At 65.1% G+C, this 16,038-nt stretch carries 17 protein-coding genes; 12 read left to right on the top strand and 5 right to left on the bottom strand.

The genetic code is table 11. The annotated features are described in order from the left end of the window. Positions 1–10 precede the first annotated feature (10 nt). Both RXV88_RS06400 and RXV88_RS06395 read left to right on the top strand, forming a co-directional pair. Positions 11–907 (top strand): D-amino acid aminotransferase, encoded by an 897-nt coding sequence (locus RXV88_RS06400; RefSeq protein ID WP_316291279.1) that lies wholly within the window; start codon positions 11–13, stop codon positions 905–907. Next, positions 907–1,623 (top strand): HAD family hydrolase, encoded by a 717-nt coding sequence (locus RXV88_RS06395; RefSeq protein WP_316291278.1) that lies wholly within the window; start codon positions 907–909, stop codon positions 1,621–1,623. The genes RXV88_RS06400 and RXV88_RS06395 overlap by 1 nt, the downstream gene beginning before the upstream one ends. Here the strand turns inward: RXV88_RS06395 and RXV88_RS06390 are convergent. The 3 genes from RXV88_RS06390 to RXV88_RS06380 are packed head-to-tail and all read right to left on the bottom strand — an operon-like array spanning position 1,620 to position 3,746. After that, positions 1,620–2,033: a DUF1810 domain-containing protein gene (locus RXV88_RS06390; RefSeq protein ID WP_316291277.1), complete on the bottom strand. Its 414-nt coding sequence runs from the start codon at positions 2,031–2,033 to the stop codon at positions 1,620–1,622. The genes RXV88_RS06395 and RXV88_RS06390 overlap by 4 nt on opposite strands. 26 nt (positions 2,034–2,059) lie before the next feature. Continuing rightward, positions 2,060–2,515, bottom strand: coding sequence for a hypothetical protein (locus tag RXV88_RS06385; RefSeq protein ID WP_316291276.1), 456 nt, complete (start codon positions 2,513–2,515; stop codon positions 2,060–2,062). 4 nt (positions 2,516–2,519) lie between these two features. Next, positions 2,520–3,746, bottom strand: a complete 1,227-nt coding sequence (locus RXV88_RS06380; protein ID WP_316291275.1) for an argininosuccinate synthase — start codon at positions 3,744–3,746, stop codon at positions 2,520–2,522. A gap of 134 nt (positions 3,747–3,880) precedes the next feature. On the opposite strand from RXV88_RS06380, the gene RXV88_RS06375 reads away from it, so the two are divergent. From RXV88_RS06375 to RXV88_RS06365, 3 genes are read left to right on the top strand one after another with little or no spacing between them, the layout of a single operon-like run. Continuing rightward, positions 3,881–4,636, top strand: coding sequence for a hypothetical protein (locus RXV88_RS06375; RefSeq protein ID WP_316291274.1), 756 nt, complete (start codon positions 3,881–3,883; stop codon positions 4,634–4,636). 38 nt (positions 4,637–4,674) lie between these two features. Then, complete coding sequence (gene ilvA / locus RXV88_RS06370; RefSeq protein ID WP_316291273.1) at positions 4,675–5,901, top strand: threonine ammonia-lyase IlvA; 1,227 nt, start codon at positions 4,675–4,677, stop codon at positions 5,899–5,901. Next, complete coding sequence (locus RXV88_RS06365; RefSeq protein WP_316291272.1) at positions 5,901–6,716, top strand: SDR family oxidoreductase; 816 nt, start codon at positions 5,901–5,903, stop codon at positions 6,714–6,716. The genes ilvA and RXV88_RS06365 overlap by 1 nt, the downstream gene beginning before the upstream one ends. Here the strand turns inward: RXV88_RS06365 and RXV88_RS06360 are convergent. Further along, positions 6,713–7,045, bottom strand: a complete 333-nt coding sequence (locus RXV88_RS06360) for an Hpt domain-containing protein (protein ID WP_316291271.1) — start codon at positions 7,043–7,045, stop codon at positions 6,713–6,715. The two genes, RXV88_RS06365 and RXV88_RS06360, sit on opposite strands and share 4 nt — an antisense overlap. A gap of 150 nt (positions 7,046–7,195) precedes the next feature. Between RXV88_RS06360 and RXV88_RS06355 the strand changes: the two genes are divergently transcribed. Continuing rightward, entirely contained in the window at positions 7,196–8,485 is a 1,290-nt protein-coding gene (locus tag RXV88_RS06355; RefSeq protein WP_316291270.1) for a fused response regulator/phosphatase, read from the top strand. Here the strand turns inward: RXV88_RS06355 and RXV88_RS06350 are convergent. Then, complete coding sequence (locus tag RXV88_RS06350) at positions 8,473–8,820, bottom strand: NUDIX hydrolase (protein ID WP_316291269.1); 348 nt, start codon at positions 8,818–8,820, stop codon at positions 8,473–8,475. The two genes, RXV88_RS06355 and RXV88_RS06350, sit on opposite strands and share 13 nt — an antisense overlap. 167 nt (positions 8,821–8,987) lie before the next feature. Between RXV88_RS06350 and RXV88_RS06345 the strand changes: the two genes are divergently transcribed. Genes RXV88_RS06345 through RXV88_RS06320 form a run of 6 tightly spaced genes read left to right on the top strand, consistent with a single transcriptional unit; the run spans position 8,988 to position 16,010 of the window. After that, complete coding sequence (locus RXV88_RS06345; protein WP_316291268.1) at positions 8,988–9,974, top strand: Hsp33 family molecular chaperone HslO; 987 nt, start codon at positions 8,988–8,990, stop codon at positions 9,972–9,974. After that, complete coding sequence (locus RXV88_RS06340; protein WP_316291267.1) at positions 9,958–10,563, top strand: CoA pyrophosphatase; 606 nt, start codon at positions 9,958–9,960, stop codon at positions 10,561–10,563. Before RXV88_RS06345 ends, RXV88_RS06340 begins: the two co-directional genes overlap by 17 nt. Then, the gene (locus RXV88_RS06335) at positions 10,560–11,723 is read left to right on the top strand and encodes a CCA tRNA nucleotidyltransferase (RefSeq protein ID WP_316291266.1); all 1,164 of its coding nucleotides are present in this window, start codon (positions 10,560–10,562) and stop codon (positions 11,721–11,723) included. The genes RXV88_RS06340 and RXV88_RS06335 overlap by 4 nt, the downstream gene beginning before the upstream one ends. Next, on the top strand, positions 11,713–12,294 hold the full coding sequence (locus RXV88_RS06330) for a LysE family translocator (RefSeq protein ID WP_316291265.1): 582 nt from the start codon (positions 11,713–11,715) through the stop codon (positions 12,292–12,294). Before RXV88_RS06335 ends, RXV88_RS06330 begins: the two co-directional genes overlap by 11 nt. 42 nt (positions 12,295–12,336) lie before the next feature. Next, positions 12,337–14,181, top strand: coding sequence for an ABC transporter ATP-binding protein (locus RXV88_RS06325; protein ID WP_316291264.1), 1,845 nt, complete (start codon positions 12,337–12,339; stop codon positions 14,179–14,181). Then, positions 14,178–16,010, top strand: a complete 1,833-nt coding sequence (locus RXV88_RS06320; RefSeq protein WP_316291263.1) for an ABC transporter ATP-binding protein — start codon at positions 14,178–14,180, stop codon at positions 16,008–16,010. Before RXV88_RS06325 ends, RXV88_RS06320 begins: the two co-directional genes overlap by 4 nt. Positions 16,011–16,038: the final 28 nt, after the last annotated feature.

Here is a 16,038-nt window from a genome sequence, read left to right as displayed (position 1 = left end):
GCGTGGCGGCATGGATCAGGTCACCACACATCAGGCGCAGGACGATGCGCGCAATGAAAACATCCTCATCTGGGTCGATGGCCAGCTGAAACCGCGCGCCGAGGCGACGGTCAGCGTCTTCGATTCCGGCTTTATGCTGGGCGACGGGGTGTGGGAGGGATTGCGGCTCTATCATGGGCGCTGGTCGTTTCTGGACGAACATCTCGACCGGCTGTTCGAGGCTGCCAAGGCCATCGATCTGGACATCGGGATGGACCGCGCCAGCGTGATCGCCGCGCTGGAGCAGACGCGACAGGCCAACGGGATGGAGACGGACGCCCACGCGCGCCTGATGGTCACGCGCGGGGTGAAGGTGCGGCCGTTTCAGCACCCGTCGCTGTCGCGGTCAGGTCCGACGATGGTCATCATCATGGAACATTCCCGCCCTTCCATTCCGCGCCCTATTCGCCTCGCCACCGTCCCGCAAATCCGCGGCCTGCCGATGACCCAGGATCCCAAGCTGAATTCCCATTCCAAGCTGAATTGCGTTCTGGCCTGTATCGCCGCCGAAAAGGCTGGCGCGGACGAGGCGCTGATGCTGGATGTGCATGGCTTCGTGAACACCACGAATGCCTGCAACTTCTTCATCGTCCGCAAGGGCGAGGTTTGGACCAGTACGGGCGATTACTGCATGAACGGGATCACGCGGCAAAAGGTGATCGACCTCTGCCGCGCCAACGGGATTCCGGTGTTCGAGCGGAATTATTCGCTGGTCGATGCCTATGGCGCGGACGAGGCGTTTCTTACGGGAACCTTCGGCGCGCAGACGCCTGTGTCGTCCATCGACGGGCGGCAGATCGGCGACGGGCAGATGGGGCCGGTGACGGCGCGTCTTCGGCAGCTTTACAAGGAGCTGGTGGGGGCCTGATGCGCATCGCGATGTGGAGCGGGCCGCGCAATCTGTCGACGGCGATGATGTACGCCTTTGGCCAGCGCGCGGATGTCCACGTGGTAGACGAGCCGTTCTATGGCCCTTACCTGCGCGCCACCGGCCTCGATCACCCGATGCGAGATGCTATCGTCAAAAGCCGCCCGGAAGGCACGTTCGAGGTGGAACAGAGCCTGATCGGCCCGATCCCGGGCGGCAAACCGCATGCCTATCACAAGCATATGTGCCAGCACATAGTCCCGGGCATTCCGCGCGGGTTCATGGCCGAGTGCGTCAACGTCTTTCTGATCCGTCACCCGGCGCGCGTGGCGGCGTCGTTCCTAAAGGGCTATCCCGAGACGACGGCCGAGGATCTGGGTTTCCGCCTGCAGGCAGAGCTTTACGATCATGCCTGCGCGCTGGGCCAGACCCCGGTGGTGATCGACAGCGCCGATATCCGCGAAAACCCCGAGGCGATGCTGCGCCAGCTTTGCGATGCGGTGGGGCTCGACTGGGATCCGGCGATGCTGTCCTGGCCCCTGGGCGGTCATCCGGCGGACGGGGTCTGGGCCGCGCATTGGTACGGCGCGGTGCACCGGTCCACGGGCTTTGCCGGGGCAGAGGGGGCGCTGCCGGACACGACGGGGTTCGAAGAGATGGTGGCCGAGGTCATGCCGTTCTACGACCGGCTTTCGGCGGTCAGGCTGACGGCCTAGCCGATCTCGTCCTGCGTGATCGGGCATCTTGCGCCGGAATAGAGTCTGTTCAGCACGTTCGCAAGGACCGGCGGCGCATCTGGCACCGCTTCGAAAAGGGTCATGCAGGACCGCACATTGAGTGCATCGACTTGGCCAAGAATATCCTCGGGCGGCGTGCCCGCGTGGGACAAAAGCAAGTTAGACACCTCGACCAGCCGCGGGCCCAGAACGGGATGCGCCAGATAGGCCGTCGCGTCATCGAGACCGGACAACCCGAAATGCCGGGCGCGCAGGGACCGGCCAAGGCTGGCGAGCTGCGGAAACACCCACCAGATCCAGTGCGTTGTCTTCCGCCCGGCGGTCACTTCTGCCACCACCTGATCCCAGACCTTGTCCTGGGCAGCGACGAATTCGGAAAGATCGGCCATGGGTTAGTTCCGTCGAAAATCAGTCTCTATCTCGGCTTAACCCGCGAAAACGTCATCCGAAACAGGATCCAGAAGCCGAGGCAGAACACCAATCCGCCCAGCGCAAAGCACCCGCCGCCCAGCAGCCAAAGGTCGTCGGCACCCGGTATCCGGACATAGCCGTAACCGGCATTGTAGAGGATCGTCTGCGTGCTGTCCTCGGCCCAGCCATAGGCCGAAGAGCCGAATTGGGTTTGCAGGCTATGAGGGATGCCGTCCGGGGACTGGAACGAGAATTCGGGCCAGTAGGTACAGCCGTCGTCATCGCAGGAGCGATTGGATGCGACCAGCAGCGCCTCAATGGGCACCGCATTTCTCAGAAAGCTGAAGGTCGTGACCAGCTGCCAAAGGCCGAAGCCGCCGAAACCGGCGCCGAAGAGGATGAACATCATGGCGCCCGCGAAGGTCGGCCAATCCACTCGGAACCGGCCAACCCGCGACATGGTCTTAGCCCTTCAGCCGGCGATCACGCGCCGCCAGCAGTTTCAGGCGCAGGGCGTTCAGCTGGATGAACCCGGCGGCGTCTTTCTGGTCGTAGGCGCCGGCGTCGTCCTCGAAGGTCACATGGGCCTCGGAGTAAAGCGAATGGTCCGACCAGCGGCCGACGGTGCGGGCGAGACCCTTGTAGAGCTTCAGCCGGACGGTGCCGGTGACGTGTTCCTGGCTGCGGTCGATCAGCGCCTGCAGCATCTCGCGTTCGGGGCTGTACCAGAAGCCGTTGTAGATCAGCTCGGCGTATTGCGGCATGATCTGGTCTTTCAGATGCGCAGCGCCGCGGTCGAGCGTGATCTGTTCGATCCCGCGATGCGCCTCAAGCAGGATGGTGCCGCCGGGCGTTTCGTAGATGCCGCGCGACTTCATGCCGACAAAGCGACCCTCGACCAGATCGAGACGGCCGATGCCGTGCACGCGGCCGTATTCGTTGAGCCGGGTCAGGATCGTGGCGGGCGACAGGGCCTCGCCGTTGATCGACACCGCATCGCCTTTTTCAAAGCCGATCTCGATATATTCGGGGGTGTCGGGCGCGTCCTCGGGGTGGTTCGTGCGCTGGTAGACGTAATCGGGGGCCTCTTGCGCGGGATCCTCCAGCACCTTGCCCTCGGACGAGGTGTGCAGAAGGTTGGCGTCGACCGAGAACGGCGCCTCGCCGCGCTTGTCCTTGGCGATGGGGATCTGGTTCTTTTCGGCGAAGTCGATCAGCTTGGTCCGGCTGGTCAGATCCCATTCGCGCCACGGCGCGATGACCTTGATGTCGGGGTTGAGCGCATAGGCCGCCAGTTCGAACCGCACTTGGTCGTTGCCCTTGCCAGTGGCCCCGTGCGCCACGGCATCGGCCCCGGTTTCGGCGGCGATCTCGACCAGCCGCTTGGAAATCAGCGGCCGCGCGATGGAGGTGCCCAGCAGGTAGAGACCCTCGTAAAGCGCATTGGCGCGGAACATCGGGAAGACGAAGTCGCGCACGAATTCCTCGCGCACGTCCTCGATATAGATGTTCTCGGGCGCGATCCCCAACAGTTGCGCTTTCTCGCGCGCCGGTTCCAGCTCTTCGCCCTGGCCCAGATCGGCGGTGAAGGTCACCACCTCGCAACCGTATTCGGTTTGCAGCCATTTCAGGATGATCGAGGTGTCGAGGCCCCCGGAATAGGCAAGCACGACTTTCTTGGGCGCGGTCATTGGCTGTGTTCCTCTGTCAGGATTTGCCGCGCGGGGTAACGTGTTTTCGACCCCGGGGCAAGATTGCCCGCGTTGACCTGCCTTGAAAGCGTGATAGGCGTGGTCGGACCGTGTTTTGCGTAAGGATCGTTCCGATGAAAGGCTGGCACATCTTCACCCATTCCGTCCGTTTGGTTTTGAACAACCTCGGGGCCGCGCTGCGGGTGTCTCTGGTGCTCTACCTCGTGCAGGTGGCCAACCAGCTGTATGTCTTCGCCAACCCGCCCGTGATGACCGATCTCGGTGGCGGGATGGAAATGCCGATGATGGATCCGGGCGCGATGGTCGTGAACCTGATCCTTGGCTTGCTGGCGGTCGTTGCGAGCCTCTGGATCGCGGTGGCGTGGCACCGCTTTGTGCTGGCCGAAGAATATCCGACCGGCTGGCTGCCGCAATGGCACGGATCCTATATGATGGCCTATCTGGGGCGGTCGATCCTGATCGCGCTGATGGTGGTACTGGCGGTGATCGTCGCCTCTGTCCCGGCCGGGCTGATCGCGGCCGGGCTTGCGCCGCTTGGCGCGGCGGTGTCGCTGGGGATCGTGGGGCTTGCGGCTTATGTGTTCTTCCGGCTGGGGGTGATGCTGCCCGCCGCGGCGCTGGGCCGCAAGCTGACGCTCGGCGAGGCATGGGACGCGACAAAGGGCGAGTCGGGCACCATTCTGACGCTCGCGCTGATCGTCATCGGGGCCAGCGTGGTGATCCAGTTGCCAAGCTGGCTGAACGGCGATCCGACCTCGGTCATCAACCTGATCTACGGCCTGGTGGTGAGCTGGTTCGCCACGGTCATCGGGATATCGGTTCTGACCACGCTTTACGGCCATTTCGTCGAAGGCCGATCCATCGACTAAGGCTTGCCTTGACGCCGGGCATGGGCCACGAGTGACGCATGGACGAGTTTAAGCAGAACGCCCGCCTGGCCGAACAGGCCATGCGCGAGGTCTTTCCCGCCACGCCGCTTTTGCGCAATGCCCATCTGTCGGAGCGCTACGGCTGCGACCTCTGGCTCAAGCGCGAGGATCTGAGCCCGGTGCGCAGCTACAAGCTGCGCGGGGCGTTCAACGCCATGCGCAAACATCCCGACGTGCCGCTTTTTGTCTGCGCAAGTGCGGGCAACCACGCGCAGGGCGTCGCCTTCATGTGCCGGCATTTCGGCAAGAAGGGTGTGATCTTCATGCCGGTGACGACGCCGCAGCAGAAGATCCAGAAAACCGGCATGTTCGGCGGCGACGCGATCGAGATCCGGTTGATCGGCGATTATTTCGACGACACGCTGAAAGCCGCGCAGGAATTCTGCGCCGAGGCCGGTGGGCATTTCCTGTCGCCGTTCGACGATGACGACGTGATCGAGGGCCAGGCCAGCGTCGCGGTCGAGATCGAGGCGCAGCTGGGTCACGCCCCCGACCATCTGGTGCTGCCCGTGGGTGGCGGCGGGCTTAGCGCCGGGATGCTGAGCTATTTCGGAACGGAATGTCAGTATACCTTTGTCGAACCGGCGGGTGGGGCCTGCCTGCGGGCGGCGCTGCAGGCCGGGCGTCCGGTCAAGCTCGATCAGGTGAACACCTTTGCCGATGGCGCGGCGGTGGGTCAGATTGGCGCGCGCACCTTTGCCCGTCTCAGCGGCGTCGGCCTTGCCAATACGCTGACCATCCCCGAGGACCGGCTGTGTACCACGATCCTCGAGATGCTGAATGTCGAAGGGATCGTTCTGGAACCGGCGGGGGCGCTGTCTGTCGATGCGCTGAAAGACCTGGGGCAATCCATCGCCGGGCGCACCGTGGTCTGCGTGACCACCGGCGGCAATTTCGATTTCGAGCGTCTGCCCGAGGTCAAGGAACGCGCGCTGCGCTATTCCGGGGTGAAGAAGTACTTTATCCTGAGGATGCCGCAGCGGCCCGGGGCGCTCAGGGATTTCCTGAACTTTCTTGGCCCCAAGGACGATATCGCCCGGTTCGAGTATCTGAAGAAATCGGCGCGCAACTTCGGGTCGGTCCTGATCGGTATCGAGACCGAGGATCCGCAGGGTTTTGAGACGCTGTTCGAAAAGCTCGACGCGCATGGCTTCGCCTATCAGGACATCACCGACGATGAGGTCCTGGCGCAATTCGTGATCTGATGCGGTTCGCCGGGCGCAGCGCGGTCGTCACCGGTGCGGGGCAGGGGATCGGGCGCGCCATCGCCCACGCGCTGACGGCGCAGGGGATGCGGGTGCTGGTGTCGGATCTGGATGGCGCGGCGGCGGCAAGGGTCGCGGAAGAGATCGGCGGTCACAGCCTGGCCTGCGATGTGCGCGACCCTCGGCAGATCGCGGATCTGGTGACCCATGCCAACCGGGTGCTTGGCCAGATCGACCTGTGGTGCTCGAACGCCGGGTTTGCGCGTGGCGACGGCGACATGGCGGTTTCGGCGGATGATGCGCAATGGCAGGACAGCTGGGATGTGCACGTGATGGCCCATGTGCGCGCCTGCCGCCTGATCCTGCCCGACATGATCGCGCGCGGCGAAGGCTGGCTGTTGAACGTGGCCTCGGCCGCGGGGCTGTTGTCGCAGATCGGCGACGCGGCCTATTCGGCGACGAAACACGCCGCCGTCAGCCTGGCGCAATCGCTGGCGATCAGCCATGGTGACCAGGGGATCAACGTGTCGGTCGTTTGCCCGCTTTACGTCGCCACCCCGCTGCTGGGCTATGACGATGACCGCGCCGAGGATCGCCCGCACGACCGGGTGATCCTGCCCGACGATGTGGCCCAAGCGCTGGTCGAGGGGCTGAGGGCGGGGCGCTTTCTGATCCTGCCGCACCCCGAGGCCGCCGATCTGGCCCGGGGCCGCATGGCTGACATGGACCGCTGGATCGAGGGGATGCGCAAATTGCGCGCGCGTGTCTGGGACGACGAAAACCCCGACCTGCGCGATCTTCACCGCAGGATTTAGGCCACGCGGGCGTGCAGACCGGTCAGGAAATCGGTTTTCGAGGCATGATAGAGCGCACGGACCCCGTCTGTTTCTATGGCCGAGACATCGCCTGCCGACGCCTCGGATTCGCCCTTGGCGCAGAGCGCGGCGAACCCCTTGAAACCCAGGTTCAACGCGGCCCCTTTCAGGAAATGCAGCGCTGATTCCATTGCGGCGGGGTTGCCCGCGTCGTCGCCCAGCCGATCGAGCGCCTCTTCAACCTCGGTCAGGAAGAGCTCGATCACCTCGTCAAACCCATCCTCGCCCATTTCTTCGCGCAGCTCCAGGGCGCGGTCCCAGTCGATCATCCAAACCACCTCCTTGGGGTGGTATTGGCGGCAAACCTGAACAAGACGTTTAGGCGCGAATGGGAATTCCAAAGCATTTTAACATTTAGATGGCGTTAAGCCGACGGATGCTAATCAGATTTTCGTTCGAGTAAGACGCGGGAGAGCCTGGTGCACACGGCCAAGATTTCAGATGCCGAATTTTCGGCCGCCGATTCGACGCTCCGCCGCGTGCTGGTGGTCGACGACAGCCGGCTACAATTACGGATCATCACCGGTATTCTCGATCGGCTGGGGTTCGAGGTGATGCAGGCCAGTTCCGGGCAGGAGGCGCTGGAAATCTGCCGCCGGACCCCGCCCGATCTGGTGCTGTCGGACTGGATGATGCCGGGTATGGACGGGTTGGAGTTCTGCCGCCATTTCCGCGACATGCCGCGCCAGGGCTATGGCTATTTCATCCTGCTCACCTCGAAATCCGAAAAAGGCGAGATCGCGCGCGGGCTCGATGCCGGGGCGGACGATTTCCTGACCAAACCGGTCAATTCCGACGAATTGCGCGCCCGGATCAATGCCGGTGCAAGGGTCATCGCGATGCAGCAGCAACTGTGTTCGCAGAACCGGATGATCACCGAAACGCTGGACCGTCTGCAGGCTGTCTACGACGAGATCGACCGCGATCTGCAGCAGGCGCGGACGATCCAGCAGGCGCTTGTCCCGGATCGCAGCCGGGTTTTCGGGACGTCGCGGGTAAGCATGCTGCTCAAGCCCTGCGGCCATGTCGGCGGCGATCTGGTGGGGGCCTTCGCATCGGATTACGCGCAGATCGGCGCCTATGGCATCGACGTGTCCGGGCACGGGATCACCTCGGCGCTGGTGACCGCGCGCGTGGCGGGCTATCTGTCCAGTCTGTTTCCCGAACAGAACCTCGCCTTCGACCGCGATTGCGCCGGTTTTTCCAGCATGCGCCGGCCCGAACACGTCGCGCAGCTGTTGAACGAGCGTCTGTCGGCAGATCCCGGCGTCGCCGAATACATGACGATGGCCTTTGCCAAGGTCGATCTGCGAACAGGGCGGACCCGACTGGTGCAGGCCGGCCATCCGCCGCCGCTGCTGCTGAAGGCGGATGGCGGTACGCGCTTTCTGGGCGACGGCGGTCTGCCGATCGGGCTTGTGGACGAGGTGTGCTATGACCCCGTCGATTTCGTGATGGCGCCGGGCGACCGCCTGCTGATCTATTCCGATGGCTTCACCGAGGCGGAGCTAAGCAATGGCGGGATGCTGGGTGAAGACGGCTTGCTGGACATCGTCGCCGATTGCGACGGGCATGGAGAGGGCCCGGAATTTCTCGACGATCTCTTTTGGCGGCTGAGCAAGCGGATGGACCATGAACAGAGCCTGCAGGACGATGTGTCTGCAACGCTGGTCGAATTCGATATGCTCGGCGGCGCTCAGCCGCAATAACGCGCGACAAAGGCCCGGTCGCCGGGATTGCCCAGCTCGCGGCGGGCGCGTTCGTGCGGCATCCAGAGCGCCAGGTGGTTGTCCTCTTGCGCGGGACCATGCGCGCGGATCGGCTGGGCCATGTAGATCGTGCAGAGCTTTTCGGCCCAAAGATCGTATTCCGGCATGTAGGTGAAACGGCGAAAGGCCCCGATACGGCGCGGCCGCGCGATGTGCCAGCCGGTTTCCTCGAACACCTCGCGATAAAGCGCCGTCAGGGGCGATTCGCCCGGATCGACCCCGCCGCCGGGCAGCTGAAATTCGGACCAGGGCCGCTCCTGATGGGTGACCAGCAACGACGCTCCGCGCGGCAGAATCGCGTAAACCCCGGGTCTGCGGATATATTTCCTGCCGTTCTCCGGCGGTCTGCCATACCGTGGGATCATAGCTTGCCCCTTGGTCCCTGCCTTGTGGTCGCCTATATGGTCGCGGTATGCCAACCCCCGGCCCATAAGGAAACCCCATGACCTTAGGCACAAAAATCGCCTGGGACGATACAGTCCTGCCGTTTCAGCTCGATCAATCCGACATCCGCGGCCGCGTGGCGCGGCTGGATGGCGTGCTTGACGGGATCCTGAAGCAGCACGATTACCCCGCCCCGGTCGAGGCGCTGGTGGCGGAAATGGCCCTGCTGACCGCGCTGATCGGCCAGACGATCAAGCTGCGCTGGAAGCTGTCCTTGCAGGTTCAGACCAAGGGCGCGGTGCGGATGATCGCCACGGATTACTACGGCCCCGAGAAAGAGGGCGATTCGGCCCGCATTCGCGCCTACGCCAGTTTCGACGCTGGCCGCGTGACCGGCGCCGCGCCGTTCGCGCAGCTTGGCGAGGGCTATTTCGCCATCCTGATCGACCAGGGCAAGGGCACGACGCCCTATCAGGGCATCACCCCCATCGCCGGCGGCAGCCTGCGCGAATGCGCCGAGGCCTATTTCGCCCAGTCCGAACAGCTGCCCACGCGGTTTTCGCTGTCGTTCGGCAAATCGACCGAGCCGGGCATCGCCGAGCATTGGCGCGCCGGCGGGATCATGGTGCAGCACATGCCCAAGGCCTCGCCCTTCGCGAAGGACGGCGGATCGGGCGAGGGCGGCCTGCTGGCCGCGCGCGACATCGTGCACGACGACGACAGCGAGAACTGGAACCGGGTGAATTTCCATCTCGATACGGTCGACGATATCGAGCTGATCGGCCCGACGCTGCCGCCGACGGACCTGCTGGTGCGCCTGTTCCACGAGGAAGGCCCGCGCGTTTTCGATGCGCAAACGGTGCGTTTCGGCTGCACCTGTTCGGAGGATCGGGTGCGCCAGTCGCTGTCGATCTATTCGGCCAGCGACATCGAAAAGATGACCACGGACGACGGCATCGTCACCGCCGATTGCCAGTTCTGCGGCGCCCATTACGAGCTGGACCCCGCCACCGTGGGGTTCGAGGCCGATGACGACGGCAAGTGATCAGATCGAGGCGCTTCGGCGCGCGCTTGCGCAGGGCAGCGCGGCGTCGTCGGACTTCGATCTGAATCCGGGCGTGGTGCTGCCCGAAGGCCGCAAACTGCGCGCCGCCGGGGTTCTGATGGCGGTAGAGGAGCGGACCGGCGGGCTGGATGTCTGGCTGACCAAACGTTCCTCGGCGCTGCGGCATCATCCGGGGCAGGTGGCGTTTCCGGGCGGCAAGCAGGACGACACCGACGCCGACGCGACCGCCGCCGCCCTGCGCGAAGCCGAGGAAGAGATCGGCTTGCCGTCTGCGTCGGTCGACATCCTCGGGGCCTTGCCCCCGCATGAGACCGTGACCGGCTTCATGATCACGCCTGTGATCGGCCGCGTCACCGCGCCCTTCGATCCTCGCCCCGAACCCGGCGAGGTGGCCGAGGTGTTCGCTGTGCCGCTGGCGCATGTCATGGACCCCGCGCGTTACACGGTGCAATCGCGCCGCTGGCGCGGGCAGCGGCGGCATTACTATGCGGTGCCCTTCGGGCCGTACTACATCTGGGGCGCGACCGCGCGGATCCTGCGCGGGCTGGCTGACCGGATGGCGCCATGACCCGCGTCACCGGCGATTGGCTGACGGCCCCGGCCACGCAGCGGGTTCTGAACCTGCTGACGGACGCCGGGCATCAGGCGCTGGTCGTCGGCGGCTGCGTGCGCAATGCGTTGCTGGGCGTGCCGGTGTCGGATGTGGATATCGCGACGGATGCGGTGCCCGAACGGGTCATTGCGCTGGCCGAGGCCGCAGGTCTGAAACCGGTGCCCACAGGGATCGACCACGGCACCGTGACCGTGGTGACCGAAGGCGAGGGGCTGGAGGTCACGACCTTCCGCAAGGACGTGGAAACCGACGGCCGCCGCGCGGTGGTGCATTATTCGACCCGGATCGAGGATGACGCGCTGCGCCGCGACTTCACCATGAACGCGCTTTACGCGCGCGCTGACGGGACGGTGATCGACCCGCTGGGCGGCCTGCCCGACCTCGAGGCGCGCAAGGTTCGCTTTATCGAGGACGCAACCACTCGCATCCGCGAGGATTATCTGAGAACGCTGCGCTTTTTCCGGTTCACCGCCTGGTACGCCGACCCCGAGACCGGGTTCGACGCCGATGCGCTGGCCGCAATTGCAGACACGCTGGACGGGCTGGAGACGCTGTCGCGCGAACGGATCGGCGGCGAGGTGATGCGCCTTCTGGGCGCGCCCGATCCGGCGCAGGCGGTGGCGATCATGGCGCGGACCGGCGTCCTGACGCGGATCATGCCGAGGGCCGATTCGCGCGCTTTGGGTCCTCTGGTTGCCGCCGAGGCGGCGCTGGGCCTGACCGCCGATCCGGTGCGGCGGCTGGTATCGCTGGGTCAGGTCGATCCGGTCGGGCTGCGCCTGTCGAAGGACCGGCAAAGGCGAGTTGCGCTTTACCAGAGCCTGATTTCGGGCACCGAGACGCTGGCAGAGATCGCCTATCGCCACGATATCCAGACAGCGCTTTCGACGCTCGCGCTGCGAAGCGCTATGCTCGAAACTCCACTGACTGCGCCCGACACGGTCGCGCTGAAAGCCGCCGAAAACGCGCGACTGCCGGTCAAGGCGCGCGATCTGATGCCAGAGTATCAGGGGCCCGCCCTCGGTGCCCGCCTGCAAGAGCTGGAAACGCGGTGGATCGCCTCGGGCTTTACGCTGACGCGCGAGGCGCTTCTGGCGTCCGAAGATGAGCGTTGATCCGCTTTACCTCTTTGTCTTTCTGGGTCTCTTTTCCCCCGGCCCGAACGTCATCTTGCTGACGTCTTCGGGCGCACGGTTCGGGTTCCGCGCCACGGTGCCGCATCTGCTGGGGGTCGCGGCCGGGGTCGGCGTTACCTCGGGTCTGACCGGGCTGGGGATCGGGGCGATCCTCCTGGCCTATCCGGCGCTGAAACTGACGCTGAGCATTCTCGCCAGCGGCTGGATTCTGTGGATGGCCTGGGGGCTGTGGAACGCGCGCCGCAAGACCGCCGAAGCCGAGGCGCGCCCCATGACCTTTGTCGAGGCGGTGCTGTTCCAATGGGTCAACCCCAAGGTCTGGGCGGTCGCGCTGACCGCCGCCTCGGCCTATCCCGGCGGGCAGGGGCCACTGTCCGAGGCGCTGCGGCTGGCCTCGGCCTTTTTGGGCATCAATCTGGGCGTTTGCCTCTTCTGGACTGGCGCGGGCGCGCTTCTTGCCTATCTGTTGACGACGCCGCTTGCGTGGCGCGTGTTCAACCGGGCGATGGCCGTCGCCCTGGCCGGGTTTTCCGTCATGGTCTTCCTCTAGGGAATCGGAAAGACTGCGCCCAAATCCGCAGGAGCCCGTACCGTGTTCCGGTATTTCGAACGACTCGTCGATCCCTATGCGCCCTATGAGGCCACGGACACACCGCCGACGCGGCTGTGGCCGTTCCTGCGCGACTATTCGCAGCCTTTCCGCCGCGTCTTCATATGGGCGGCGCTGCTGTCGGTGGTGGTGGCGTCGGTCGAGGTCGGGCTGATCGCGGCGATGGGTTGGGTGGTCGACATTCTGGCGGGCGACCCGGCCCAGGTCTGGGAGCAGCACGGCACGGCGCTGATCGGGCTGGCGCTTTTCATCCTGATCCTGCGTCCGCTCTTGCAGGCGCTGGATGTGCTGGTTCTGAACAACGCGATCATGCCGAATTTCGGCACGCTGATACGCTGGCGCGCCCATGCGCAGGTGTTGCGGCAATCGGTGGGCTGGTTCGAAAACGACTTCGCTGGCCGCGTTGCCAACCGCATCATGCAGACGCCCCCCGCCGCCGGTGAGGCGGTGTTCCAGGTGTTCGACGCAATCACCTTTGCGCTGGCCTATGCGGCGGGGGCCCTGGTGCTGCTGGGGCAGGCCGATCCGCGGCTGATGGCGCCGCTGATCCTCTGGCTGGCGGGCTATGCGCTGCTGATCCGCTGGGTGATCCTGCGCGTCGGGCCTGCGTCCAAGGCCGCTTCGGACGCCCGAAGCGAGGTCACGGGCCGCGTGGTCGACGCCTATACCAACATCCATTCGGTCAAGATGTTCGCCCATCACGACCGTGAGCTGGACTATGCCAAGGACGCGATCGAGCGCACGCGCGAGACGTTTCAGGTGGAAATGCGGCTCTATACCATCATGGACGTATCGCTGGTCGCGCTGAACGGGTTGCTCATCGTGTCGGTCGTGGGCTGGGCCGTGTACCTCTGGATGCAGGGACAGGCGAGCGTCGGTGCCGTCGCGGCGGCGACCGCGCTGACGCTGCGGCTTAATGCGATGACCGGCTGGATCATGTGGGCGCTGACCACGTTCTTTCGCCAGCTCGGCGTCGTGGCCGAGGGGATGGAGACGATCTCGCAGCCGATCGCGCTGGTCGATGCGCCGGACGCCAGACCGCTGGAGATGGACAAGGGCGAGATCCGGGTCGAGGACCTGTCGCATCATTACGGGCGCGAGGCGGGCGGGCTCGACAATATCTCGGTCACAATCGCGCCGGGCGAGAAGGTGGGGCTGGTGGGCCGGTCGGGGGCCGGGAAATCGACCCTCGTCAAGTTGCTCTTGCGGTTTTACGACGTCGAGCAGGGCCGCATTCTGATCGACGGGCAGGATATCGGCCATGTCACCCAGGACAGCCTGCGGCTGAATATCGGGATGGTGCAGCAAGACAGCGCGCTGCTGCACCGGTCGGTGCGCGACAACATCCTCTACGGCCGCCCCGACGCCACCGAGGATCAGATGATCGCCGCCGCGAAACAGGCGCAGGCGCATGAGTTCATCCTCGATCTCGTCGATCCGCAGGGGCGGACGGGGTATGACGCGCAAGTGGGCGAGCGGGGGGTCAAACTGTCGGGTGGGCAGCGGCAGCGGGTGACGCTGGCGCGGGTGATCCTGAAGAACGCCCCGATCCTGTTGCTGGACGAGGCGACAAGCGCGCTCGATTCCGAGGTCGAGGCGGCGATTCAGGACACGCTTTACGACATGATGGAGGGCAAGACGGTGATCGCCATCGCGCATCGTCTGTCCACCATCGCCCATATGGACCGCATTCTGGTGCTGGATCAGGGCCGCGTTGTCGAAGAGGGCCGCCACGACGCGCTTTTGGAACACGGCGGGCTATATGCCCAGTTCTGGGCGCGTCAATCCGGCGGGTTCCTCGATATCGACACGAAGGCCGCCGAATGAAGCCGAGCAACTGGATCGATCCCTTAGCGCCCGCGCGCGGCGCGCCGCCGCGCCGGCTGATGCCGTTCATCGGCTGGGCGCTGCGCGGCAGCGGAACGGCGCTGGCCGCGGCGGGGATCGTGTCGGTTCTGGCCGGAGTGGTCGAGGTGATGGCCGCCTTGCTGCTGGGCCGCGTAGTGGACGCCGCGCTGACCGCCCCGGCGGGCGAGGTGTTCAGCGACCAGACGGGCATTCTGCTCTTTTCGCTGATCTTTTTCATGGTCCTACGGCCACTGTTCTTTGGCACGAATGCGCTGATGCAGAACCTCGTGGTGGGGCCGAACCTTTATAATCTGGTGCTGCAACGGCTGCACCGGCATACGCTGGGCCAGTCGGTCACCTTCTTTGACGACGATTTCGCGGGGCGCATCGCGCAGAAGGAAATGCAGACGGCGCGGGCGCTGACGGACGCCACGGTTGAGATCCTGCAGACGGTGCTCTTCGCGCTGGCGTCGGTGGCCGGGGCGGTCCTGCTGCTTGGCACGGTGGACGTGCGGATCGCGCTGGGGCTCGTGGTCTGGATGGTGTTTTACCTTTGGATGATCCGCTTTTTCATGCCGCGCATCCGCAAACGGTCCAAGGCGCGGGCCGGGGCAAGGGCCATGGTGACCGGGCAGATCGTGGATACGGCGACCAACATCAAGACGGTCAAGCTGTTCGCCCATGCGGATCACGAGGACAAGGCGGCGCTGAACGCCATGGGCGATCTGCGCGCCAAGGCGCTGGCCTATGGCGAGGTGTCGGTGCTCTTCCGCTTTTCGCTGATGGCGCTTGCGGGGGTTCTGCCGGTGCTTCTGGTGGGCGGCGCGCTTTGGTACTGGTCGCTTGGGCTGATCTCGGCGGGGGATATCGCGGCGACGGGCGCGGTCAGCCTGCGGCTGGCGCAAATGACCGGCTGGGTCAGCTTCACGCTGATGGCGCTTTACGCCAATGTGGGCGAGGTCGAGGATGGCATGCGCACCCTGACGCCACCGCACCGGCTGGTCGACAAGGACGACGCGACCGAACTGTCGGTGCCCCGGGGCGAGATCGCCTTGCAGGACGTGGGCTTTGCCTATGGCCGCCGGACCGGCGGGGTCGAGCATATCGACATGACCATCGCGCCGGGCGAAAAACTGGGGATCGTCGGGGCCTCGGGCGCGGGGAAATCGACGCTGGTGGCGTTGCTTTTGCGGCTCTACGACACCGAAAAGGGGCGCATTCTGATCGACGGGCAGGACATCGCCCATGTCACCCAGGAAAGCCTGCGCCGCCAGATCGGCATGGTCACGCAGGAAACCGCCATGTTCAACCGCTCGGCCATGGACAACATCCGCTATGGCCGTCCCGACGCGACCGAGGAAGAGGTCTTTGCCGCCGCCCGCAAGGCCGAGGCGCATGAATTCATCATCGGCCTGCGCGACCACATGGGGCGCGAAGGCTATGCGGCGCATCTGGGCGAACGGGGGGTCAAGCTGTCGGGCGGTCAGCGTCAGCGCATCGCGCTGGCCCGCGCGATCCTGAAGGACGCGCCGATCCTTGTGCTGGACGAGGCGACAAGCGCGCTCGATTCCGAGGTCGAGGCCTCGATCCAGCAGGCGCTGGACCGGGTGATGGAGGGCAAGACCGTGCTGGCCATCGCGCACCGTCTGTCGACCCTGTCGAGCATGGACCGGATCGTCGTTCTGGATAAGGGGCATGTGGCCGAGACCGGCACGCATGAGGACCTTCTGGCGCGCGGCGGGCTTTACGCACGCTACTGGGAACGGCAGTCGGGCGGATTCCTGAACGCGCAGGAAGCGGCGGAATAGCCGGGCCCTCTCGACGCGCGGGCCTGCT

Origin of the sequence: Aestuariicoccus sp. MJ-SS9, assembly GCF_032586235.1 — a bacterium.
Lineage (GTDB): Bacteria > Pseudomonadota > Alphaproteobacteria > Rhodobacterales > Rhodobacteraceae > Aestuariicoccus.
The sequence above is the reverse complement of the archived record's forward strand: the minus strand, read 5'-3'. Positions and strand labels throughout refer to the sequence as shown.